Here is a 23,492-nt window from a genome sequence, read left to right as displayed (position 1 = left end):
CGCATCGTGGTGTGATGGCACTACAACCGGAGAATACGATGTCGGCGTTCAGACTCGCGCTGGATACGGGGGCAGATGGGATTGAAACAGATGTTCATTTGACCAAAGATGGTGAGCTCGTTCTCATTCATGATGAAACACTGGAGCGAACGACGGACGGAAACGGGTTGGTGTCTTCATACCCACTCGACGAACTGAGAAGATTTAACGCCGGAGTTCGATATTCTCAACAAGAGGTCATCCCGACATTACAAGAACTTCTCGAACTTGTGAGAGGTGAATCGATCCGATTAAATCTTGAGGTGAAGACCGATGTGCTTCGATACGTTGGAATCGAATCCCGGCTGCTCGACACAATCGAGTCGTCGGGTATAGACCCGTCTCGTGTCCTTTTCTCATCGTTCAATCATGAGACGATTCACCGATTGAAAAAGATGCGACCAGACATCGAGGCGGCCATCTTGCTTGCCCAGCCGCTATACGACACCGTTGGATATCTCGAATCGGTTGGCGCCGATTCAGTTCATCCGCACATCGATCGCATCACGGATGAAGAGATTCGGTGGTTGCAACGACATGAAGTACCCGTCAGACCCTATACAATCAAGACAGATGCACAACTCGAGCGTTGCCGCGCGTTACAAGTCGACGCCATTTTCGTCAATGATATCGAATGGGCAAGTAAAACCCTTTAGTCGCCGACTAAAGGGTTTTACTTTGTCGAGATTGGGAATCAACAATAATGTAAAGGTTGCGCTTTCATGCACTAGCATATTGGAGCACATTCAGGACATAGTGTCCCCTTTACGTCACTGTCGGATTGTCTTAAGTTTAAGATGTCACCGAGCTACATAGCAATCAGATGTAGCACACCATGTAGCACTGCATCACACTTGTTGTATGCAAGTCGTAGGTTACCGTAGACAAAAGGAGGAAATTTCACATGAAGAAGTTGATGTCTTTACTGGGTACACTAGCACTGGCCTTTGCTTTCATTCTACCGGTTAGCGCCGATGGTCACGAAAATGCGATGGTCCGTGTGCTACATGCTTCACCTGATGCACCGGCAGTTGACGTGTATGTGGATGGGGAAGTCGCGGTCGAGGGAGCAGAGTTCAAGGACCTCACTGACTACTTGACACTTCCTGCAGGGGATTACAACGTTGAGATCAAGCCAGCAGGTGACGCAGAAACAGTCGTCGTTTCAGCAGACCTCTCAATCGAAGCAGGCAAATTCTACACAGCGGCTGCAATCGGTCAACTTGAAAACATCGAAATCGCTGCAATGGAAGATGATGCGAACTTTGAAGACGGTAAATCTAAAGTCCGTGTCGCACACTTTGCACCGGATGCACCTGCAGTAGATGTCGCACCTAAAGGCGGAGACCCACTCTTCTCGAACCTCGAGTTCAAAGCAGTAAGTGACTATGGCACACTCGATGCTGGCACGTATGACCTTGAAGTTCGTCCAGCAGGAGCGACTGATGTCGTGAAAGCACTTGACGGTGTCGCACTCGAAGGTGGTAAGAACTATACAGCATTCGCAATCGGACTCCTTGAAGGAGAACCAGCGTTTGAAGTACTCCTTGCCGCTGATGGTGGAGAGATGGCTATGGCCCCTGAAACAGGACAAGGTGGTCTCGCTCAAACAGCGTCAATGAACTGGTTGCTCGCAGCAGCAGTAGTTGGAGCAGCAGCAGCTGGATTCTACGTCTTTCGTCGTCAGAAGCAAGACGCTTAAGCTGTTCTTTCTAGGTACCATCATTTTTCTAGTGATGGGTGCTCAAGCTGAAGCACCAGACAAACCATTCGTCATGCCGACGGCTGAATTCGCCGAACCACTCGTCTTGACCTCTAAACAGGTCGACAGGCAATCGTTTCATTCGAAAAGTTTCACCCCGGAACGACTCGTCATTCCATCAATTGATGTCGATGCATCGATTGAAGCAGTCGGGAAAGATGAGGCTGGTCGAATGGATACACCGTCTGAAGTGGATCAAGTCGGTTGGTATCAGTATGGTGCGAAAGCAGGGGCGACTGGAAACGTCGTCTTGTCGGGTCATCTCGATGACTTGAACGGTCCCGCTATTTTTGCGAATCTTGGTCAACTTCCGCTAGGAGAGATGGTGACGCTCCAAAGGGAAGGTCAAGTCGCAACGTATGAAGTGGTCAGTGTGAAGCAATATCGCCTTGATCAAGTCCCGCTTGCATCAATCTTTGCGGCGACTCAGGCGAAACGGATTCAACTGATTACATGTGCAGGGCCATACGATGAAAATCTAGGGTATCGTGATCGTATCGTCGTCACGGCACACTTGATTGAAACAAACTAACAGCAAGGAGATGCAAAACAAGTGTTTGCATCTCCTTTTTCATGTCTCATAAAAATAGACCCCAACCAGTACGGCTGAGGTCTGTTCATGGATTAAGCATCCATGCGGTCTAATAATTTTGAGAGTAAAATGAGTTCTTCATCAGAGAAATCAGTAAATACATCCATCAAGTATTCGATTTTCATGCTTTCTAACGTCTCGAACAACTCGCGACCTTCGTCTGTCGCTTGAAGTTCGACGACACGGCGGTCCCGTTCGCTGCGTTCGCGAGAGATTAACCCTTTTTTCGTTAATTCATCAGCGAGTGCTGTGATCATCGAAGCAGAAAATTGAAACTCATTCGACAAAGCAGAGGCGATTTGAGGACTCTGTTGACAAAGAGAACGTAGAATGAAGAATTCATTACGAGTCAAATATTGTGAGAACATCGAACGGAGATTTTTTTTCACTCCGCGATAGTTCATCCGGATTCCACGTTCAGCATCAGCGACGAGCTGACGACGTGAAGCAGTTGGTACAGGTGTTGTCATCCTCGAAACTACCTCCTAGTGATAATATTATTCATATATACTTCAGGACATAGAAACATTCTACATTAAAAACATGTTGTCTGTAAAGTTATAAAGGCTCGTCTTTTGCACGGATTTGTTGAATGATATCCTCGTAATGTTTCAAGTCTGGATAGAATCGTCTAAAGAAGAATTCGATTTGCGGGTCATCGCCTTCTGCCAATAGTTTGGCCAGGACGGCATAGACGACACCCATCCCTTGTCTCGGCAGTAGAGATGAAGGGAGTAGCGTCGCACATTGGACGGCTTGCGTATAATAAGTTGAAAGCGTGTCGTTCAAGTCTTTGAACGTTCGGATGTCTGCATAATGAAACATTCGAGTCAATTCGACGATTGCTGAGAGATCGGTCTCGAGCAACCATTCGCTTTGGAAGATGGCATTATCCAATTTTTCAACGGTCTGGTCGTTGGCAATGTAATAGTTTAAATTGTCTCGAGTGATCGCCACTTTTTCAGGAGAATCAAGGATTTGTTCAACTGTTTCTTGTTCGAATGTCCGGAGTTGTTTACGGATGTTCACAAACTCAGAATCAGCAATCTCGAGAAGCCCGGCAACACGACTGAAACTACGTTTGATTTCAGGCGGAACAGCATTCGGGTTTTTATAACCGAGGTCATGCTCAATTTCAGCCCAAGCATGTTGTAGAATCGAGCGGACTTGAATTTCTGCTTCTTTTTCGGCAAAGCGACGATATTCCCCGAGAGCAAGTCGTTTTTCACTCAGCTCCACAACATAATGGACAGATAAATAGCCAAACTCATTGGAGTCAAGCAAAGTTGATTTATCGATTGACTGTTCTCGATCGATGGTGAATTCGTCCTCCAATATTTGGGCGACTGTCCGTACATCATCATGGAAGTAAGTAACAATCCGAATCCCAGCAAGGTCCTGGACGTCACGTAACGAACGGTATTGGTATGGTTTACGGGACAGTTTGGCATATAAACTGTCCGCTTCTTTCGCACGTGCGACAATCGAATGAAACTGAATTCCGGCTTCCGTTAACAATTCACTGAGGAGCGCTTTTAGTTTTGTGGCAAACGCTTCATAATCTTCTTTTTCGTTTAAATATTCAAGCATGATTGTATTCAAGTCTTGTTTAGGCACGTCACTCACTCCTTTTCACTGTCTTTAGTATATCATCTCGATTACAAAACGATATGGTAGCATATATACAGAGGGGGGAATGAACATGAACCATACATTTCGGTCATCCGAGAGAGAAAAACTAGAGATCATCGCTGGTCTATTGCAACAGGCGGATTATCGGATATCCCGTATCCGAGAAGATGGGAATCAATTCGTTGTGACCGCGCGCCTATTGGGTCGGGCTAACATAAAAGGGGAACGTGAGCGCATCGGAGGAATCGTACAGCATTTTGAAGTGGAAGAATGGACTTTTCATGATTAAACGATGACGATTTATGTTTACCACCTCATTTTTCGGGAATAACAAAAACAGTGAAATCTATGACTGTGAACGTTTAGGAGGATGGGGCATGTTAGAGACAAGAGTAGTAAATGATATGACAACGGTAGACCATGAAGTGAACGAGATGGTCTCAGGAGGGTGTGTGAACGAACACATCTACTTATTCGCCAAAGACGAAGAATTGACGATTCGACTGGCGGCAGAAGCCGGTGTCCAACCGTACCGCATCCCAGAAAAGGGAATGTTCGAGTCGTTGCTCTCGAAATTTACAAGCAACTCGGAAGATCGCATGGAACAGATGGAAAGCCTCGGTCTTACGAAAGAGATGGTCGACTCACTCGAGCGCGAAATCAAAGATGGAAAAATCGTATTAGTCTGTGATAAATGACAATGGACCGGAAGCCCGGTCCATTTTTTATTATTTTGTTTGATAATAGGCATTCACGATTCGTCGCAACGACTTGTGGTCGAGGCGAAGTGGAGAGAATCCCGCATCTTTCAACAATTGTTTTGTGTTTTCGTCATGGAACGTGATGTTACGATTCAAATACGGATTGAATACTTTCACCATCTCGTTGAATGACTGTTCGACAGCACTGAGTGTGGACGACGGCGTCTCCGTAATCGTCAAATGCGGGAAAGAGAGCGACTCTTTCATATAATCGAGCATCATCTCATTGCGTGGTGGCGTATCATTCGTAACATTGTAAATCGTGCCCGCTTTCGCATGCTCGATGGCGGCCAAGAGTACATCCGCGACATAATCGACCGGAACAAGATTCGAAGTGCCCGTCGCCGATCCGATTAAACGGATGGATTCAAAATCATGACCGCGGCGCTCCAATTTCCGTTTGAACAGCTCGAGTGCACGCATATAGCCATACATCGTGAACTTTGAATCCGCTTCTCCGGTCTTCGAGTCACCAACGATGATGGCTGGACGGAAGATGGATACGTCGAGTTCATCCCGCGATTGCCAGACAGCCTGTTCGGCATGTGCCTTACTCTCTTCATATGGATTTAAAAAGGATTGGGATACATCATATAATGTCTCGCCACCGACTTCTTTTGCCCCGAGTGTATAGGCGGTACTTACATGGAAAAACCGAGGAACGTCAATCAACTTCGCTAATCGAAGAGCTTCTTTCGTCCCCGTTAAATTTGTTTCAAACAATTCATCGCGTAACTCTTCATCAAATTTGACGAGTGCTGCCATGTGTAGGAATAAATCGATTTTCCCGTTATGTGAATCGATAAATTGTTCATTAGCACCGAGTGCGTGTGCCGTCAAATCGCCAGGCAACACATCGATTGATTTTCTTTCTTCCACCGTGAACTGAGCATTTACTTTTTCCGGTGTTCGGGCGAGCATGCAAAGCCGATGCCCCCGTTCAATCAACTCTTTGGCGAGTCGACCTCCTAAAAATCCAGTTCCACCAGTCATAAAAATATACAATCGCGTTCTCCCTCTCTGTGACATTCTGCATCCATCATATCAAGTCTTCCGTCATGTAGCCACTTTACGTCTTTCAAAATTTCATGTTTAGAAAAAAACGAAGTCGGTTATGAACTATAGAGAAGCGTACGAAAGGTGCGTAACGACAGCTTGCCTGTCAAATCCATTGAAGTGAGGTTTTTAAGAATCATGGCAAATCTATTCGGAACAGACAAGGATGACGTAGCAAAGAAGCAACAAGAAATTGAGAAAACGGTACAAGAGAAAAATATTACCCAAATCCATCTTTACTTTTCAGATGTCCTCGGTGATTTGAAACTCTTGACGCTTTCGGCAAAATTGTTGCCAGAGGTTTTTGAAGGAAAAACAATGTTTGATGGCTCTTCGATCAACGGATTCTCTTCCATCAAAAACTCCGACTTATTCTTGAGACCGGATTTAGATCGTCCACGTTATGAGCAAGATGGTGATGAGAGTATTTTGGCGTTCTTCTGTGATGTTTGTACACCTGAGGGTGAGCGATATGAATACGACCCACGTAATGTGTTGAAGGATGCACTCGAGCGAGCTGCACGCGATGGCTACTCGGTTTTCGTCGGCGCAGAGCCTGAATTCTTCATCTTTGATGAAAATGGAGAGTTTTATGATGAGGCCGGTTACTTCTCGACTCGTTCAGAAGATAAAGGTTACGAAGTACGTCAGCATATTGCAAACCGCTTGAGCAATGTCGGATTCAACATCGAAGCGGTCCACCATGAGGTCGCTCCGGCACAACATGAAATCGGAATCAAATATGACGATGCGCTCCATACGGCAGATAACATTCAGTTCTTCAAAGAAATCGTCAAGATCGCGGCGAAAGAAAAAGGGGCATCTGTCTCGTTCTTACCGAAGCCGTTGCGTGACGTGAACGGTTCTGGGATGCATTTGAACATCTCGGTATGGAAGAACGACGAAGCAGGCAAAGCGACAAGCAACGCGTTTGACGAGGCTGACGCCGATTATGGCCTCTCTCAAACAGCTCGTCATTTCATCGAAGGGATCTTAAAGCATGCCCGTGCGACGGCCATCTTTACAAATCCGCTTCCTGAGTCATATGAGCGTCTCGTTCCTGGATTCGAGGCACCGGTCAACATTTGCTGGAGTCCGTCGAACCGTAGTTCGATGATTCGAATCCCGGCTTCTCGTGGAAGCGCGACTCGAGTAGAGGTCCGAAATCCTGACCCGAGTGCAAACCCATACTTGGCACTTGCTGCCCTCATCTACGCTGGTTTAGAAGGAATCGAGCAGAAGCTTGAACCGTCTAATCCGAATGAAGACGACTTGTTCGAGTATTCAGCGAAACAAATCGAAAGCCAGGGAATCGCATCACTTCCTGCGACATTCCATGAATCGATTCAATCCCTGAAACAAGACAACTTCCATGATTACTTTAACCACAATATGATTGACCGCTACTTGTCACTCATTCAAGTACGCAAATAAAAAATGACGCCAGCCGATTCGATCGGCTGGCGTTTTTGATGATTAGTGGATTCCGCGCATATATACTTTAATTTTTGGTGCGAGTGCGAACAGAATCAAACTTAAGATAATGGCGACACCGCCGATGACTCCGAAATAGAGCATCTCATTCTCTGGTGAGTAGAACTTGACGAGCTGGGCATTGATCCCTTGCGCGGCAGCGTTCGATAAGAACCAAAGTGACATCGTTTGAGCAGAGAACGCAGCGGGTGCAAGTTTAGTCGTAGCCGACAAACCGACCGGCGACAAGCTCAACTCGCCCAACACGACGATAAAGTAACTCAAGACGAGCCAGAGCGGGTTGACGAGGGCATCCGGACCGCTGAAGTAAGCAGGGAGTAGGATGACCAAGAAACTGATCCCTGCAAACAAGATCCCGAAAGCGAATTTCGTCGGGATACTCGGCTCACGATCCCCAAGGCGAACCCATAGCCAAGCAAAGACCGGTGCGAGCAGTATGATGAAGAGCGGGTTCAACGACTGGAACCATGCCGGTGACAATGTGAATCCGAAGAATTCAAGGTCAGTCCGCGTATCGGCATAACTCGCAAGGATTGTTGCCCCTTGTTCTTGAATCGCCCAGAACATGACTGATGCGATGAAGAGCGGGATGTAGGCGATGATGCGCGAACGCTCAACCTCTGTCGTTTTCGGACTACGATACATGATGATGAAGTAAATCGTTGGAATAGCAATCCCGAACACTCCGACGAGTGAGATGAACGTGTTGATTGTGAACCAACCGAGCGGAATCAAGATCGCGAGCAAAATGGCAATCCCGATTGTGACGAGACTGACGATTCGAATCGTTTTCTTTTTCTCGTCTGGAGACAACGGGTTCGGTACATACGAACCAGCAAGCCCGAGGTTCGTCTTACGTGTCAACACGAAGACAACAAGTCCAACGAACATCCCGATTGCTGCAAGGGCGAAGCCCCAATGGAAACCGTAGTCTTTTTGAACTTGTCCAACGATAAGAGGCGAAATGAACGCGCCTAAGTTGATACCCATGTAAAAGATACTGAATCCAGCGTCGCGACGGCGATCCGTTTCGCTATACATATCTCCTACGATGCTTGATACGTTCGGTTTCAATAAACCTGTACCAATAACAATCAACGCCATTGAGATGAATAAGAAGACGACGCTACCTGGAATCGAGAGGACGATGTGTCCGAGCATGATGAACACACCACCGTAGAAGACCGCGCGTGACGTCCCGAATACTCTGTCTGCAAGCCATCCCCCAATGACCCCTGACATATAAACGAGCGCACCATAGACGGACATGATGGACAGCGCGACATTACGGTCGAGCCCAAGTCCACCTTCAGAAACCTCATAGTACATATAGAATACGAGGATGGCCCGCATGCCGTAGTACGAGAAACGTTCCCAAAACTCCGTGAAGAATAGGGTGAACAACCCTTTCGGTTGTCCGAAGAAGCCTTTTTGTGGAACACTGTCCACGATTGTCTGTTTATCGATCCTTTCCATGAAAGATCCCTCCTTAACCGTTTTATCATAAAAAGGATTATTATGATTGTAAAGTGAATTGAATGATAATTTCAAATTTTAATAAGAATGAAAAGAATGAAAAGACCACACTTTCTAGGAAACAGAGAGTGTGGTCAATGAGTGATTACGCCGTCTTTTGTTTTGCTTCTGTCGCTTGGACGTGACGTCCGAGTTGCCAATAAATAATGCCTGACAGACAACTCGCGCCACCAATCAAAATCAGTGCGATATGCCCGGCGCGATGATCGAAGAAGACACTTGCGATAATCGGCGCTGTGACACCGCCGATCAGCCATTGAACACTCGCAGCCCCATTGTAAGCACCGCGCATGTTCTCTGGCGCAATCAAGGCGATGAATGTCTGTTGGACAGGGGACATGATCATCTCACCAAACGTGTAAAACGCGTAGACAGCGAGTAAAATTCCCACGAGTGGGAGATAAGGAACGTCGAGAGCGTACAATGCTCTCGGAACGATTGCAATTAAGATCATCCCAATCCCGAATACGGTAGCTCCAGCAAACATGACTTTCCCAAAAGGTTTATTTCCAAGCTTCGATGCAATCGGGAACTGGAAAAGAACGACGAGGATCCCGTTAAGTGCTAACAAGTAAGGGAATGGGTTTTGTTGATCCGTATACGTCGGGAGCGACTCTTTCAAAAAGAGCGGCAACATACTTTCGACGACCGAGAACCCCATTGATATGAATATACCCGCAAAGATAAAGATGAGAAACACGCGGTCGTTATAAAATACGCGCAACACTTCCCGGTTGCTCGGGGTCTCATCTTCCGTGAACTCCGGCAATGACTCGTGAATGAATGCCCCAAGTACGAGGGCATACAAGCCAAAGATGAAAGCAGCCGCAAAGAAAATGAGCTCCCTGTCGATGAACAGTACCGCACTCCCGAGAAGCGGTCCGAATGCGGCTCCGATGTTATGCCCCATTCGTAAGAGACCGAACGCCTCGTTCATATGCTCGGGTTCCGTCACGTCAGCGACCATTGCACTAGCAGCGGGGTGGAACAATGAATTGGTCAAGCCGAGCATGGCATTGAGTAAGAGCAACGGCCAAAACGAATCGGCGAACGCAAAACCGATGAGGGCGAGCGCGTCACCAACGATGGCGATCATCATGATTGGTTTTCGTCCGTATAGATCAGCAAGCCGTCCCCCAATCATCGAGCCGAGGAGCGCCATGATTGGTCCCGTCGCCATGATGATTCCGACTTGAAGATAACTGTCTAACTGGTCACTATAATAAAGGACTAAGAATGGGGCAATCATGAACATCATGATTCCCGTGATCGTTTCTCCTAAGAAACGTATCCAAATGTTGCGGTCGAGTTGCTTGAGTGATTGAAACATACAGGTCACCTGCTTTATTTAATTTTAGACACAAAAGGGACGTCATATGCATGAAGGCATACGACGTCCCACGTTGTTTATGCATGCCTAGTTAGGCAGGCGTCTTAGATATGAATCAATCGAAGAGGTGCCTGCCAATCAGTATGAACTTGAATGAATGGTTTCGAAGATACTACTGACATGGGAACCTCTCCTTTCTGTTAATTGTTGTTCTTCCCTTCAACTGTATGACACATTTCATCAATGTGTCAACAAATTATTGGAAGGATTTAGAGTAATTCATTTAAATTTTTTCGATTCAAACGATAATCAATCAGTCTAGACAAGACCACTTGAATCATCGCCGTGATCGGAACACTCACAAACATGCCGACGAGACCGAATAGACTTCCTCCGAGAATAATCGATGTGATGACCCAAAACGGAGTGATTCCGACGCTGTCACCCAAAATCTTCGGCCCGAGCCACAACCCGTCAAATTGTTGCAACAAGAAAATGAACAAGAGCACCAATACGGCGGTGAACGGATCATAGAAGTAAGTGATGATAAACGCTGGGATCATCCCGAGCAGTGGACCGACATAAGGGATAAAATTGAGCACCCCGACGATGACACCAAGAAGTAACGCGTATGGAGCCCCGATGATTAAGAGTCCGATGACAGCGAGAACACCGATGATCAGACAATCGAGTGATTTACCGATGATGTATCGTTTAAAAATGTAGTCCATCTCCTGAAAGATATCGATTGTCGTCTTCGCAGTACCCACGGGTAAAAGCGCGTAGAGAAGGCGCTTGAACATGCGAGCGAAAACTTCTTTGTCCTTTAACAGATAGATGGAGATGACAATCCCAATCAAGAAGTTGATCAATGTCATCGTGAAACTAGAGACATAACCGACAGAAGAGAGGACGGCCGTCTCGACCCATCCGGAATAACGATCCTCGAAGCGTGCAAAATCAATGGCCTGGGCAATCGTCGCGTTATAGTCTTTCAAGTAATTGTTTACGTCTCCTAAGAACGCATCGATTTGACGGATGTAGACGGGTAACTCCTCGATGAGTGATGAGAGACTCGAGTAAATCCGCGGGAACAACGTGACGACCGAGATCGCTAAAATCCCGATAAACGTGATATAGACGATGAGCAGACCTTGATATCGCTTCAAATGGAACCGTTCTTCAATATAAGAGAGTACGGTGTTAAGTAATAAAGCGATGGCAATCCCCATGATGATTGGGGTCAGTAACTGAAACGTGTACTGCAAAACACGTGAGATGGTATCTGGTTCACTGATGACCCGCCATAATACGAGTAAAATCAGACCAATCACACTGAGTTTCCAAATAAGTTGACGATTAAGCTCCAATGCTCTATCCCCTCATACAAATATAATTTTGCTACCCTTTTACTATGAATGTTTTTTGAGAAGGATTCAATAGATGTTCATCTTGAAAAAAATGTTTGACACCGTTGGAAATGTCTGGTTAAGTTAGGGACATACAAAAATTACATAGCGAATAACACTTTCTATCAAGAGAAGCGGAGGGACTGGCCCGATGAAGCTTCAGCAACAGATTGCAAAATACTGTGCTAATTCCAGCAAGGTGACCTTGAGAGATGGGAAGGTGGTTGACTACATACGTCTGTATTGAGCACCCCTTTCCTCAGAAAGGGGTGTTTTTTCGTATCAGGAGGAACAATCATGGCAGACAGACGTTCACAATTATTAAAATCTTTACCGACGCAACACTTCGTCGGATTAGCAGAAGAGGTCGCAGCGGTAGAGGCGAGCGGGAAGAGCGTCATCCGACTCGGGCAAGGAACACCCGATCTACCGACGCCCGCTCCAATCTGTGAGGCGCTCGAACGTGCCATCACGGACCCAGCCACACACCAATACGGTCCTTTTCGAGGACAGACCCGCTTGAAAGAAGCAGTCGCATCATTTTATTCTCGTGAATATGGTGTCGAACTCGACCCAGAACGAGAAGTCGCGATTTTGATCGGTAGCAAATCAGGCTTGATCACACTCCCACAATGCCTTCTCGAACCGGGTGACGGGATTTTACTCCCGAATCCGGGTTACCCAGACTACATCTCTGGAGCGCGGCTCGCAGGTGCAGAAATCATTGATTTGACGTTAAAAGAGGAACACGGCTTCCTTCCGGACTATTCAACACTCGACCCGTCCAACGCGAAACTCATGTATTTGAACTACCCGAGCAATCCAACAGGGGCTGTCGCGACTCCGGCTTTCTTTGAAGAGACCGTCGCGTTTGCGAAGAAGCATGATGTGATGGTCGTCCACGATTTCGCTTATGGAAGTATCGGGTTCGACGGTTATGTTCCACCGAGCTTCCTTCAGGCAGATGGTGCGAAGGAAATTGGAATTGAAGTATACACAATGTCGAAAGCGTTCAATATGTCGGGATGGCGGGTCGCCTTTGCTGTTGGGAATGCGGATATTATCGAAGCCATCAACACGTATCAAGATCACGTCCACGTGTCTGTCTTCTCGGCCATTCAAGAGGCAGCCATCGTGGCGTTAGAATCCCCACGTGACTTACGTGACGACCTAGCCTCACTTTACGAAACAAGACGAAACCGATTGATTGACGGGTTGCGCCGGGCAGGATGGGAGATTGAGGCACCGAAGGGTTCGTTCTTTGTATGGGCGAAAGTACCTGAGGGGGATGCAAAATCGTTCTCGACAAAATTACTCCACGAGGCGGGTGTTGCCGTCACACCAGGCTACTTCTTTGGAACAGAGGGAGAGCACCACATCCGTTTCGGTCTCGTATCGTCTGAACAGAAGATTGATGAAGCGGTAGAACGGATTGAGAGACTGTTTGCAGCTTATGAGGAGGTACATTTGTGATACGTCAAGCCGTGCTCGAATATGACCATTCGAATGATGCGCTCGAGGACCTTCATACGGTGATCGGGAATCGGGAGGCACTCATTTTGAGAGGATTGAACGGATACGGTGAAGCGGTACGCGTATCCCCTCGTCTAGCAGAAATTCCGAGTGTACGATTTTACGGTGAATGTTCAGACGAAGAAATAAATCGTTTGAATGCCTATCGACCCGACGTATGGATTGCCGTCGGCGGAGGTAAATTGATCGATACGGCGAAGCGGATTGCGGCCATTCAGTCGGTGCCGCTCATTGTCGTCCCGACACTCGTGTCAAACTGTGCCGCCTTCACACCTCTTAGCGTCATCTATACTGAGGAAGGATCCTATATCCGTTATGATACGTTTTCGGTCGTCATCGAGCGCGTCATCGCAGATGAACGACTGTTACGTGATTCACCTTACGACTATTTCAAAGCCGGCGTGATCGATACGGTCGCAAAGTGGTTCGAGGCCCGATATATTAGTGGGACGACATCAAAGGATGCAGGGATTCAGTCAGGGTTATCACTTGCTGCGCAGTGCGGGAAATTGATGGACTTGTCGATTCATGAACAGGACTTTCGTCGTTATGGAACGGACGTCCGATATATCGTCGACCATGTCCTCGCAATCGGTGGTGCGGTTGGTGGGTTCGGGGATGCCGGCACACGTGTTGCTGTCGCGCACGCCGTTCATAATGCGCTCAGTCGCTTTGATTCGACTCATCATTGGTTACATGGGGACAAGGTCGGGTTCGGATTGATTGTTCAAGAACGATTGATTAGGTCCGATGAAGCCATCCTTTTAGAGAGCTGGCTTGCATCCATCGATGCGCCGACTTCACTTACCCAACTTGGGATTCGTCCTGATCAAGTCGAAGAGTTGGTCACTTCGATCGTCGAAGAAATCACGATTCAAGGGATTCGGAATCTCGAAGATTCAGAGCAGTTAAAAGAAATTCTCATCAATCTACAAGAAGTGGTTTACAAATAATGCTTTTATCAGTAATATAATAACAAAATAATAGAACCGATTGCTTATCAAGAGTGGTGGAGGGACTGGCCCGATGAAACCCGGCAACCAGATCAGTATGATCATGGTGCTAATTCCAACAGACGAGACGTCTGGGAGATGAGCGTGTCCGACTTTCACTTGTCGTGCCCGCCGCTCTTCGTGAGTAGCGGGCTTTTCATTTGGAGGAGGAACTATTCATGAACATCAAACAAAAAACACTTTTGGCAGGTACGTCATTCCTTGCAGCAATCGCACTTTCCGCGTGTGGACAATCCGAGGCGAGCGAGACGCTCAGCACGGAAGAGCTGACGATCGGCGTGACCGGTGGCCCACACGAGCAGATTGCAGAGAAAGTACAAGAACTCGCGAAAGAGGACGGTCTTGAGATCGATATCAAAGTATTCAACGATTACAATACACCGAACACGGCCCTTGACGAGGGAAGCCTTGATGTGAACAGTTACCAGACGTTATCGTTCCTCGAACTACAAAAGTCAGACAAAGGTTATAAAATTGACGATGTGTTCAAGACCGTCGCTTTCCCGATGGGTCTTTATTCTGAGAAGTTGACAGATATCAAAGATTTAAAAGAAGGGGATAAAGTTGCCGTCCCGAACGATCCGGCAAACGAACTTCGTGCCTTGCGACTATATGAAACAGCAGGTCTGATCACATTAAAAGAAGGTCTGACGGATAAAGCAACAAAACGAGATATCGCAGAAAACCCGCTCAATTTAGAATTTATCGAGCTTGAAGCGTCGCAGCTTCCCACACAGCTACCGGAAGTAGCCCTTGCAGCCATCAATACAAACTTTGCGATGGGAGCAGGTCTCTCCATCAACGAGGATGCCCTGTTCCATGAGGACACGGTCGACAACCCATATCCGAACTATGTGGTCGTCCGCTCGGTCAACAAAGAAGATGAGGTCGTTGAGACATTGAAGTCTTACTACCATTCGGATGAAGTACGTGCCTTCATCGAAGAAGAATTCAATGGATCTGTCGTACCAGCGTTCTGAGGAGGGATTTGATGATTGAACTGAAACAAATCACCAAGCAATTTCACGTCAATGGAGATACGATCACCGCGCTCGACGACGTCTCCCTCACAATCAAGAAAGGGGAGATCTTCGGCATCATCGGCCGAAGCGGTGCTGGGAAGAGTACTCTCATCCGGATGATCAATCTATTGGAACGTCCGACAGCAGGTGTCGTTGAGATTGAGGGACAAGATATCACACAATTAAAGAAAAAAGAACTCTCTTCGCTACGTCAGCGAATCGGTATGATCTTTCAACATTACAACTTATTAAAGACGGCGACCGTCGAAGAGAATGTCGCCATCCCGCTCCGCCTCGAAGGGCTCGGAAAGCAAGTCATCCGTGAACGGGTCGACCGCTATCTCGACATCGTCGGTTTATCTGAACATCGGAACCACTATCCTGAACAATTGTCAGGCGGACAAAAACAGCGCGTCGCCATTGCACGAGCGCTCGCACATGAACCGGACATCCTGCTCAGCGACGAGTCGACGAGTGCCCTCGACCCTGAAACGACCGAGTCGATCTTAGAATTGTTGCTCGAGATTAACCGAGAACTCGGATTGACCATCTTCTTGATCACGCATGAGATGGAAGTAATTGAACGGATCTGTGACCGGGTCGCCGTCATCGATCACGGCAACATCATCGAACAAGGGAATGTATTGGATGTCTTCTCAAACCCGAGACACGAAACGACGCAGCGGTTCTTGAAGACGAATCTCGATGTTCCGGAAGAAGTGGTGTCGGAATTACAGACGAGAGGCACGCTCGTTCATTTATCATTCATCGGTAGTCAAACGGAACAAGCGGTGCTCGCGCAGTTGACGAAACGTTTCGGGATCTTACCGAACATCATCGGAGGCGGCATCAAGAAATTGAAAGCCGGTCTCGTCGGGAACCTGCTCGTTCACCTTGACGGAGACCATGATCAAACAGAACTCGCTGTTCGTTATTTGAAGACGAGCGGTGTACACGTAAGGGAGGTATCGAATCATGCAACAGTTCTGGACAGACTGGGGTGACCTCATTTGGACGGGAACCATTCAAACGTTGACGATGACGAGCATCGCGCTCCTCATCTCGACACTGATCGGACTACCGCTCGGGACGTTACTCGTACTGACTAGACCGAACGGGCGTCTCGCAAACCGATTCGTGTACGGCGGATTGTCGAGCGTCATCAACGTCATCCGTTCGATTCCGTTCATCATTCTCTTGTTTTTCATCTTGCCGTTCACACGGTTCATCATGGGTACGACAATCGGGGTCCAAGGTGTACTTCTACCACTCATTGTCTTCACCGCACCATACATCGCACGACTCATGGAGTCTGCTCTACTTGAAGTCGACCGCGGGGTCATCGAGGCGTATGAGGCGATGGGCATCTCGACGAGAAAGATCATCTGGTACGTCCTCATCCGTGAGGCACGTTCTTCCATCGTTCTCGGATTGACGATTGCAACGATCGGGTTGATTGGTGCGACAGCCATGGCAGGTCTCGTTGGAGCCGGTGGGCTTGGAGATATCGCGTATCAATACGGACACCTTCGTTTCGAACCGGAAGTGATGTATGTGACGATTTTCGTCCTTATCCTACTTGTTCAATCGATTCAGTCATTCGGAAACCGATTGGCAGCCAAATTAAAACGAGCCTAAAAAAGAATCGTGTCGCCTTGGCGACACGATTTATGCGTTGTGGAGCAACCGTTTTAGTTCAGCGATGCGGTCATGCCGAGGAATGAACGTCCGAATCTCTTTCTCACTGAAACCGACCTGGATGCGATGATGGTCGAAGACAATCGGACTCTTCAGGATTTGTGGGTTTGATGCGACAAAACTGTACAGTTCGCGGATCGACATCTCGTCGAGTTTCTCAGCCGCTTGTTTATAGACGCTCTTCTGTACCGACAGCAAGTCGGTCGTCCCATTCTCAGTCAGACTTAGCATTTCTTTAAATTCACCAAAGGATAAGCCTTGGTCTGTCAATTTCTTTTCGATGAAGGGAATCTTTTGTTCCCGCAACCAATCAATCGTTTTTCTGGAAGAACTGCAGCTCGTATGCGTGAATACCGTGACCGTCACGACAACCACTTCTCCTTTACATCAGTTTGGTTCTAACTATTATCTCTTTTTATACGTTACGTTTCGTGATTATGTTTCAAATCACATACAGTTTCTTTTTGATTGAAAGCGACTTCGTTCGGGTACAGATTTCAAGAGGAATCACATAAGGAGGAATGAAGATGTTTGATTATACTGTACAGTCTGACCGTACTGTTGAGGACGTCATCGCCCGTCTTGGAGAAGCGCTGAAAGATGAGTCATTCGGTGTATTATGGGACTTTGATTTGAGCGACACGTTAGAGAAAAAAGGGCAGGCCATTGAAGGGAAGTATCGCATCTTAGAAGTGTGCAACCCGAAGGCAGCAAAAGAAGTGCTGTCACACCATTTAGAGGGAGGCTACTTCCTCCCTTGTAAAATCGCCGTGTTCGAAAAGGACAATCACACACAGATCGGCATGCCGAAACCGACAACGTTGATTCGCCTCATAGATGACGAATCGTTACAAGCCGTCGCAGCGGACGTCGAAGCTAGACTCCAACGTGCGATCGACCAAAGTAAATAATCGATGTACCATCCGCCCATGAAACATGGGCGGATTTTTTTCGTATAGGACAGTTAGATAATGGTAAAATTGGATAGAACGTTGACTGGAGGAGATATTTTGTTTAAAAGAGGGATTACAATAATACTTGGCGCTTCGTTGTTAAGCGCATGTGGAGCATCTGACATAGAAGTCATTCAATTAGATCACATAGAAAATCAATGGAATCTCGAGAGTTACACGAAAGAAGGAGAATTTGTTCAAGTACACGAAACGAGAGAAGTGCTTGAGGCATGTGAGGGTGAACGAACGGCGGAGCTAAATGGAGATGTCACTGTATATCAGACAGTGTTCGCAGGACGAAACGGGGTCGTGTCATCCATGGATCCGTACTCGATGAAAGTAGTTACCTATTTAGAAGGTGACGAACGATATGTTGTCTGTCGCGAAGATTATACGAATCAATGGATGGCGGAGACGATCGATAAGTTCCCGGACTTTGTAAATACATCTGAAGGAATCAGCGTCCCCCGATTACCTAGCCTTCATCAAACATCTTTATCCTCAAAAGATAAGCTAATGAAAACAGACGAACTGAACATCGATGAAATCGACATCATCCCGTTCCGAGATACATTACTTGAAATTGAACCGGCTCTATTTGGAGAGCTTGAACTAGAACTCGATGGTAAAGCGACGAGACATTCGCTCACTAGTTTTCAACCGACCGGAATCGATATGCCGCATCGACAGATTGCCATCGGACTCGATCGAAAAACATCTCAACCGTATATTCTTTTTTCATTCAATGAACGCTTTGTTTATCAGCAATTACAGTTTGAAGAACTAGAGGATCCTGCGTCAATAGAACAACAGTCCTTTGAAGAGTTAAGCGTCGACACCATCATCGAACCTGGAGAGATAAAAAAAGGAGAAGCGGTTCCCATATATACGTTCCATTACATGCGGGATGGTGAACCAGTGACTGAAACGATGACGGTTCGCTTTATTGAAGGTACGTTACTGAAAGAAGGCGAAGAACCCGATTCGATGCTTGAAGAGTGGATGCTGGACCAAGAAGACGGTTCAAGAGTCATTGCGCACCGTAAACCGTTTGACGGGAATTCACTCACTTATCCTGATTTCATCGAAATCTCGACGGAAGAATCTGAACAAGTCATGGAAGTATTGAAGGAGGCAGAACCGGTCGGCCGTAAGGGTGAACCTGCAGACTATCGATACTTGACGTTGATGGAAGGATGGAAAGGGCAAGAATTTGAAATCAGCTATAAACAGCGTTCAAAAAAAATCGACATCTATCTGACAGACCCGCTTCGCGAGCAGACATTTAAATTATCTAGTAAAGGGGCGGAAGTGTTCTTGGATATTTTCCCGGAGTACGAAAAATCATGATGAAACGACTATTATTCACGTTATGTACAGTTGGAATATTATCGGGTTGTGGTGGTGAAGAGGTAAATGTCGTCAAACTGGACCATATGCCATCACAATGGGATGTACGAGACATGAACAGCTTTACTACCGGGCCGGAGACGTGGGCGAGCGATTTACTCCTTGCATGCACCGATGACCCGGTTCCCCAAATTAATGAAGACGTCACGGTCTATCATTCGTATGTTTTGAACCGAAAAGCCATGATTTCGGACTACGATGCACATGCCTATAAGCTAGTGACGTATGTAAAAGGCGAACAGAACTATGTCATTTGTCAGGACGGCCTTTCTCCAAAGATGAGAGTCGGACTTGTTGAGAAGTTCCCTTCGTTTGTACAGGCTTCTGAAGGTGTCACCATCCCAAGTAACCCGACAATTGCAAATGGAACTCCGGAACAAGAAGAGAGTCTGAAGGAAAGCGATTATTCCGATGTTTTCGAGGATCCCGTCAATCTCATTGACGAAACGATGATTCAAGTGACCCCTTCCTTGAATGGAAGTATCCATTTAAACATCGGAGAGGACGAAGGGATCTTTCCGCTCTCAATCATTGAACCTTATCACGCGCAAATGGGAAGCATGACAATCGCACTCGGCTACGACGAACAATCCAAAGAGGCTTACATTTTCGCTAAGTCTGAAGGGGGCTTACTTTCCTATGACCCGGTCGTCATGATTTCCGAAAATGATTATTGGCAACCAAAGCAATTTGAAGGGCTCAAAGTCGAGCGGGTACTGCAAGCAGACTCGCTTGAACCCGGAGTCGAGACACCGGTTTACACATTCTCTTACATGGAGAACGGGAAACGTGTGACGGAAGATGTCCGTCTCACGTACACCGGTCGCGAATTTGCGACGGATGAATCGATCGAAGCAGACATAGAATCGAATCCCGCCGTACCAAGTGGTCCGTTCGTGTTCGTCCATAAAACTCCTTTAGACGAAAAAGCAACGATTGGTTACCCGAACGTGCTGCGGGCTGCAGGAATCGACATGTCTGATTTGATGGACGCAATCGATGAGGCAGAGCCGGTCAAGCGAAAAGGGGAGATAGAAGAGTACACGATGCTTACGTTCATCGACGGATGGGTCGGTCAGGAGTTTCAATTAAGCTTTCAGAGACGTTCGAAAAAGGTGGATGTGTACTTAACCGATCCAAAGCGAAAGCAGACGTTCAAATTGTCGAGTATGGGTGCAGAGACATTCTTCAGCTATTTTCCCGATTTGAAAGAGTAAAGGCGCCACTCGGCGTCTTTTCATTTGGCAAATACTTCAAACTCAAGATATTGACCTTCTATACAAAAAGGATGCAATGGATTGCTTCTCAATACGATAAACTGAGATTCACGATTTAGTACGAAAATCCTACGAAGAAGAAAGGTTGCTATCTTTAATGAGTACATTGAACCAAAAAGGAATTCAATCAGAAGACGTTTTTCGGTCCATCGAGACGAACATGGCGATGATTCGATTTGATCGTCAACGCCGGGTCGTCTATGTGAACGATACGTTCGCAAAAGCGATGAAATATAGACGCGAAGAGATGGTTGGCATGCAACACCATTTGTTCTGCCCTTCTTCCTTTGTCAATAGTTCGGATTATTCGGCATTTTGGGAGAAACTTTGGAGCGGATTCAGTTTCTCGGATAAAGTGGAGCGAGAGAATGCAAAAGGGGAAACCATTTGGCTCGAGGCGACGTATATGCCGATTTTCGAAGGGGATGATGTCGTAGGTGTCGTCAAAATCGCATCGGATATCACGGAGCGGCAACAGGTGATTGAGGATTATGCGTATCGCTTCAAATCGATGACCGATGTGCTCGATGAACGGGCGAAGACAGGTATGCAAGATACGAAAGTATTGAATGAGACGATTGAACGGCTTGCTAAAGATGCGGCGGACAACCTCCATGCCCTTCAGAACTTGCGTCGTCAAGCCGATGATATCGCGAAAATCGCACTGTCCATCAAAGAGATTGCCGCACAAACAAATCTATTGTCCCTGAATGCCGCCATCGAAGCCGCTCGCGCCGGTGAACATGGACTTGGATTTAATGTCGTGGCGACGGAAGTGCGGAATCTCTCCCGTATGGTTGAACGTGCGGTCGTCGACGTCAATTCAAATACGGAAGGGATGAACTTTGAACTACGAAAAATTGTAGAAGGTGTCACCGCATCCAATCAAGAAATTCAGTTGAGTGCAAAGACGATGGAACAAACGATGGATCGATTCCATGCGTTCGAGCAGGCCGCAGCCGAATTACATGATACGGCTGACACGTTCACTTCTAACTTATGAACCGATTGACCCTTTGATGGGTCAGTCGTTTTTTTTGAATTGTAATGTATGGCCGTTCTCCTTCAACCAAGCTTTCGCTTGATCTGTTTCTGGATATACGGTACGTAACGTGTTCCAAAATGAGGCAGAGTGGTCGAAGTGGACGAGATGCACCCATTCGTGAGCGATGACGTAATCCATCATTTCTTTTGGTGCGAGCATAAGGCGGACGTTGATGGAGATGGTCCCATTTGAACTACATGACCCCCAACGTGTCTTTTGGTGACCGATTCGAATCTTTTCCGCTTTCACGCCTAAGATTCTTTCGTAAGTCGGTGCCCGCTCAATCACATATTCAAGCGCACGTTCGCGTAGCCATGCCTCATAATGTTTAGACAGGGTGTTTTCGTCCCATGTCCTCGGGACGAAAAATGAGGAACCGTCATGTCTAAGTGTCGTGCCATCATCTTTTTTGGTCGGATAGCTTTTTCCATGAAAGACGAGCCCCTCATCAAGAACAGACGTCTGTTTCGGAAGGTTGTGCCATGTATGACGAATCCATGTGTCGTGCTCTTCTAAAATGCGATCGACGACTCGTTTTGACAAACGTGCTGGGATACGTAGCTCGATGCCATTTGGTGTGACATAAAATGCGGCTTTTTTTCTTCGCTTATGTTTGACGATGTTGACGTTCATACATTACCTCCTCTCTATATCTCGATTGAGTATAACGAAGTCGGCAAGAAACTGCCATGCTTTTTTGGCACGCAGTCGAATCAACTTTGATACAGTAAGAGGAGGAGGGATGAACATGAAATCAATTTTACAACAACAACTTGAACGTACAGGTACGAATTCAGTGAAGTGGGATGGGTTGGAGCGTTGGTTCCATCTGTCAGAAGAGGTGTTGCCACTCTGGGTGGCCGACATCGATATCCGTACGGCACCGTCTATTTCGGAGGCACTCGCCAACAAAGCCGCACAAGGAGAATTCGGCTATACCTTGTTCGCGCCTGAAGCGCAGGAAGCGGTTCGGTCTTGGTACGGGCGACGTCACGATATGGAGCTTGATCCGAAGCATGTCTTATTCTCAAGTGGGGTCGTCCCCGCATTGACACATATCGTCGAGGCATTGACGGAAGTCGGGGATGGTGTTGTCATTCAGTCACCCGTCTACCCACCGTTCCATGAACTCGTCGTCGGTTCGAAGCGACAGGTGTTCGATGCGCCATTGAATGAGAACGATGGACGCTATGAGATGGACTTTGTCGCCTTGGAGGAAGCGATGAAACAAGCGAAACTCTTCTTGCTCTGTTCTCCGCATAATCCGGTCGGACGTGTCTGGACGAGAGCAGAACTGGAAAAGGTCGTCGAGCTTGCAAATCAATATGATGTCATCGTTGTCGCAGATGAGATTCATGCGGATTTGACGTTCCCTTCTCATAAACATACCGCAATCGGCTCACTCGATCCCCGCGTCATCACGGTAAGCGCCCCCTCAAAAGCGTTTAACATCGCAGGATTATTTGCGTCCTACATCATCTGTCCGGTTGATGAGTGGCGGAAGCAAATCACGAAAGTACAGAACAAACATCACGTCCTCCCGACGCCGTTTGCCAATACGGCTATCATCGCCGCCTATACAGACAAACGTGCGGAGCAATGGCTCGATCAATTGCGTGAAGAACTCGAGCAACAAATGAGCGAGGTCATCGACTCGATTGAAACCAATCTACCGATGCTCCGTACGGCGCGTCCTGAGGCGAGCTATTTATTGTGGATCGACTTTTCGGAGCTCCCGATGTCTGCCGAGGAGAGAAAGTCTTGGCTACATCAAGACGTACGAATCTTCTTGTCACCGGGTACTCCGTTCGGTCCTCAAGGTGAAGCGTTTGAACGGATGAATATCGGGACGCGTCGCGAATTGCTAGACGAGGCAATCCAACGTCTCAGCACGCAAATGAAGCGAAAAGCGTTTGTGTAAAACGAGAAT

24 protein-coding genes and 2 riboswitches are annotated in these 23,492 nt (G+C 47.2%); of the genes, 16 read left to right on the top strand and 8 right to left on the bottom strand.

Annotated elements, in window-relative coordinates; translation table 11 throughout:
• Positions 1–14: 14 nt before the first annotated feature.
• The 3 genes from KNP04_RS00535 to KNP04_RS00525 all read left to right on the top strand — a co-directional run bounded on the left by KNP04_RS00535 (position 15) and on the right by KNP04_RS00525 (position 2,333).
• Positions 15–695, top strand: a complete 681-nt coding sequence (locus tag KNP04_RS00535; RefSeq protein ID WP_251129797.1) for a glycerophosphodiester phosphodiesterase — start codon at positions 15–17, stop codon at positions 693–695.
• Positions 696–943: 248 nt separating this feature from the next.
• Positions 944–1,741 carry a DUF4397 domain-containing protein gene (locus KNP04_RS00530; RefSeq protein WP_214874424.1) on the top strand — a complete coding sequence of 266 codons (798 nt, stop codon included), beginning with the start codon at positions 944–946 and terminating at the stop codon, positions 1,739–1,741.
• 34 nt (positions 1,742–1,775) lie between these two features.
• Positions 1,776–2,333: a class F sortase gene (locus KNP04_RS00525; RefSeq protein ID WP_251129796.1), complete on the top strand. Its 558-nt coding sequence runs from the start codon at positions 1,776–1,778 to the stop codon at positions 2,331–2,333.
• 92 nt (positions 2,334–2,425) lie between these two features.
• Here KNP04_RS00525 and KNP04_RS00520 read toward each other — a convergent pair whose 3' ends face one another.
• Positions 2,426–2,863: a MarR family winged helix-turn-helix transcriptional regulator gene (locus KNP04_RS00520; RefSeq protein ID WP_074034413.1), complete on the bottom strand. Its 438-nt coding sequence runs from the start codon at positions 2,861–2,863 to the stop codon at positions 2,426–2,428.
• An 88-nt stretch (positions 2,864–2,951) separates the two neighbouring features.
• On the bottom strand, positions 2,952–4,010 hold the full coding sequence (locus tag KNP04_RS00515) for a GTP pyrophosphokinase (RefSeq protein WP_224861169.1): 1,059 nt from the start codon (positions 4,008–4,010) through the stop codon (positions 2,952–2,954).
• Between the two features lie 85 nt (positions 4,011–4,095).
• On the opposite strand from KNP04_RS00515, the gene KNP04_RS00510 reads away from it, so the two are divergent.
• Together KNP04_RS00510 and KNP04_RS00505 are read left to right on the top strand one after the other, a co-directional pair.
• Complete coding sequence (locus tag KNP04_RS00510; protein ID WP_214874423.1) at positions 4,096–4,314, top strand: hypothetical protein; 219 nt, start codon at positions 4,096–4,098, stop codon at positions 4,312–4,314.
• 88 nt (positions 4,315–4,402) lie between these two features.
• Entirely contained in the window at positions 4,403–4,723 is a 321-nt protein-coding gene (locus KNP04_RS00505; protein ID WP_214692491.1) for a YflT domain-containing protein, read from the top strand.
• A 30-nt stretch (positions 4,724–4,753) separates the two neighbouring features.
• Here the strand turns inward: KNP04_RS00505 and KNP04_RS00500 are convergent, their stop codons facing one another.
• Positions 4,754–5,779 carry an SDR family oxidoreductase gene (locus tag KNP04_RS00500; RefSeq protein ID WP_251129795.1) on the bottom strand — a complete coding sequence of 342 codons (1,026 nt, stop codon included), beginning with the start codon at positions 5,777–5,779 and terminating at the stop codon, positions 4,754–4,756.
• A gap of 201 nt (positions 5,780–5,980) precedes the next feature.
• Between KNP04_RS00500 and KNP04_RS00495 the strand changes: the two genes are divergently transcribed.
• Positions 5,981–7,276: a glutamine synthetase family protein gene (locus tag KNP04_RS00495; protein WP_214874421.1), complete on the top strand. Its 1,296-nt coding sequence runs from the start codon at positions 5,981–5,983 to the stop codon at positions 7,274–7,276.
• A gap of 42 nt (positions 7,277–7,318) precedes the next feature.
• On the opposite strand, the gene KNP04_RS00490 is transcribed toward KNP04_RS00495, so the two are convergent.
• The 3 genes from KNP04_RS00490 to KNP04_RS00480 form a co-directional block, all read right to left on the bottom strand.
• Entirely contained in the window at positions 7,319–8,812 is a 1,494-nt protein-coding gene (locus KNP04_RS00490; protein WP_214874420.1) for a peptide MFS transporter, read from the bottom strand.
• A gap of 145 nt (positions 8,813–8,957) precedes the next feature.
• Positions 8,958–10,202, bottom strand: coding sequence for an MDR family MFS transporter (locus KNP04_RS00485; protein ID WP_214692478.1), 1,245 nt, complete (start codon positions 10,200–10,202; stop codon positions 8,958–8,960).
• Positions 10,203–10,471: 269 nt separating this feature from the next.
• Positions 10,472–11,572, bottom strand: a complete 1,101-nt coding sequence (locus tag KNP04_RS00480) for an AI-2E family transporter (RefSeq protein WP_214874419.1) — start codon at positions 11,570–11,572, stop codon at positions 10,472–10,474.
• A 158-nt stretch (positions 11,573–11,730) separates the two neighbouring features.
• Positions 11,731–11,830: riboswitch (SAM riboswitch) on the top strand.
• A 78-nt stretch (positions 11,831–11,908) separates the two neighbouring features.
• Between KNP04_RS00480 and KNP04_RS00475 the strand changes: the two genes are divergently transcribed.
• From KNP04_RS00475 to KNP04_RS00455, 5 genes are all read left to right on the top strand, one after another.
• Positions 11,909–13,084 carry an aminotransferase class I/II-fold pyridoxal phosphate-dependent enzyme gene (locus KNP04_RS00475; protein ID WP_214874418.1) on the top strand — a complete coding sequence of 392 codons (1,176 nt, stop codon included), beginning with the start codon at positions 11,909–11,911 and terminating at the stop codon, positions 13,082–13,084.
• Positions 13,081–14,097 (top strand): iron-containing alcohol dehydrogenase, encoded by a 1,017-nt coding sequence (locus KNP04_RS00470; RefSeq protein ID WP_214874417.1) that lies wholly within the window; start codon positions 13,081–13,083, stop codon positions 14,095–14,097. Before KNP04_RS00475 ends, KNP04_RS00470 begins: the two co-directional genes overlap by 4 nt.
• Positions 14,098–14,138: 41 nt before the next feature.
• Positions 14,139–14,242, top strand: a riboswitch (SAM riboswitch).
• 73 nt (positions 14,243–14,315) lie between these two features.
• Positions 14,316–15,137, top strand: a complete 822-nt coding sequence (locus KNP04_RS00465) for a MetQ/NlpA family ABC transporter substrate-binding protein (RefSeq protein WP_214874416.1) — start codon at positions 14,316–14,318, stop codon at positions 15,135–15,137.
• An 11-nt stretch (positions 15,138–15,148) separates the two neighbouring features.
• Positions 15,149–16,183 (top strand): methionine ABC transporter ATP-binding protein, encoded by a 1,035-nt coding sequence (locus tag KNP04_RS00460; RefSeq protein WP_214874415.1) that lies wholly within the window; start codon positions 15,149–15,151, stop codon positions 16,181–16,183.
• Positions 16,155–16,817: a methionine ABC transporter permease gene (locus KNP04_RS00455; protein WP_214794951.1), complete on the top strand. Its 663-nt coding sequence runs from the start codon at positions 16,155–16,157 to the stop codon at positions 16,815–16,817. Before KNP04_RS00460 ends, KNP04_RS00455 begins: the two co-directional genes overlap by 29 nt.
• Before the next feature lie 30 nt (positions 16,818–16,847).
• Here KNP04_RS00455 and KNP04_RS00450 read toward each other — a convergent pair whose 3' ends face one another.
• The gene (locus KNP04_RS00450; RefSeq protein WP_012726343.1) at positions 16,848–17,243 is read right to left on the bottom strand and encodes a Spx/MgsR family RNA polymerase-binding regulatory protein; all 396 of its coding nucleotides are present in this window, start codon (positions 17,241–17,243) and stop codon (positions 16,848–16,850) included.
• 161 nt (positions 17,244–17,404) lie between these two features.
• On the opposite strand from KNP04_RS00450, the gene KNP04_RS00445 reads away from it, so the two are divergent.
• The 4 genes from KNP04_RS00445 to KNP04_RS15410 all read left to right on the top strand — a co-directional run bounded on the left by KNP04_RS00445 (position 17,405) and on the right by KNP04_RS15410 (position 21,520).
• Positions 17,405–17,788 carry a DUF302 domain-containing protein gene (locus KNP04_RS00445; protein ID WP_214874414.1) on the top strand — a complete coding sequence of 128 codons (384 nt, stop codon included), beginning with the start codon at positions 17,405–17,407 and terminating at the stop codon, positions 17,786–17,788.
• A 99-nt stretch (positions 17,789–17,887) separates the two neighbouring features.
• Positions 17,888–19,180 carry a hypothetical protein gene (locus KNP04_RS00440; RefSeq protein ID WP_214874413.1) on the top strand — a complete coding sequence of 431 codons (1,293 nt, stop codon included), beginning with the start codon at positions 17,888–17,890 and terminating at the stop codon, positions 19,178–19,180.
• Complete coding sequence (locus KNP04_RS00435) at positions 19,177–20,457, top strand: hypothetical protein (protein WP_214874412.1); 1,281 nt, start codon at positions 19,177–19,179, stop codon at positions 20,455–20,457. The genes KNP04_RS00440 and KNP04_RS00435 overlap by 4 nt, the downstream gene beginning before the upstream one ends.
• Positions 20,458–20,614: 157 nt before the next feature.
• Positions 20,615–21,520 carry a methyl-accepting chemotaxis protein gene (locus KNP04_RS15410; RefSeq protein ID WP_214874411.1) on the top strand — a complete coding sequence of 302 codons (906 nt, stop codon included), beginning with the start codon at positions 20,615–20,617 and terminating at the stop codon, positions 21,518–21,520.
• A gap of 21 nt (positions 21,521–21,541) precedes the next feature.
• Here the strand turns inward: KNP04_RS15410 and KNP04_RS00425 are convergent, their stop codons facing one another.
• Positions 21,542–22,195: a M48 family metallopeptidase gene (locus KNP04_RS00425; RefSeq protein WP_214874410.1), complete on the bottom strand. Its 654-nt coding sequence runs from the start codon at positions 22,193–22,195 to the stop codon at positions 21,542–21,544.
• 115 nt (positions 22,196–22,310) lie between these two features.
• On the opposite strand from KNP04_RS00425, the gene KNP04_RS00420 reads away from it, so the two are divergent.
• On the top strand, positions 22,311–23,483 hold the full coding sequence (locus KNP04_RS00420) for a MalY/PatB family protein (protein WP_214874409.1): 1,173 nt from the start codon (positions 22,311–22,313) through the stop codon (positions 23,481–23,483).
• Positions 23,484–23,492 lie beyond the last annotated feature (9 nt).

This window comes from Exiguobacterium sp. CH10 (assembly GCF_018617635.1).
GTDB lineage: Bacteria > Bacillota > Bacilli > Exiguobacteriales > Exiguobacteriaceae > Exiguobacterium > Exiguobacterium aestuarii_A.
Note: the sequence above shows the minus strand (reverse complement) of the source record. Positions and strands in the feature narration are given on the sequence as shown.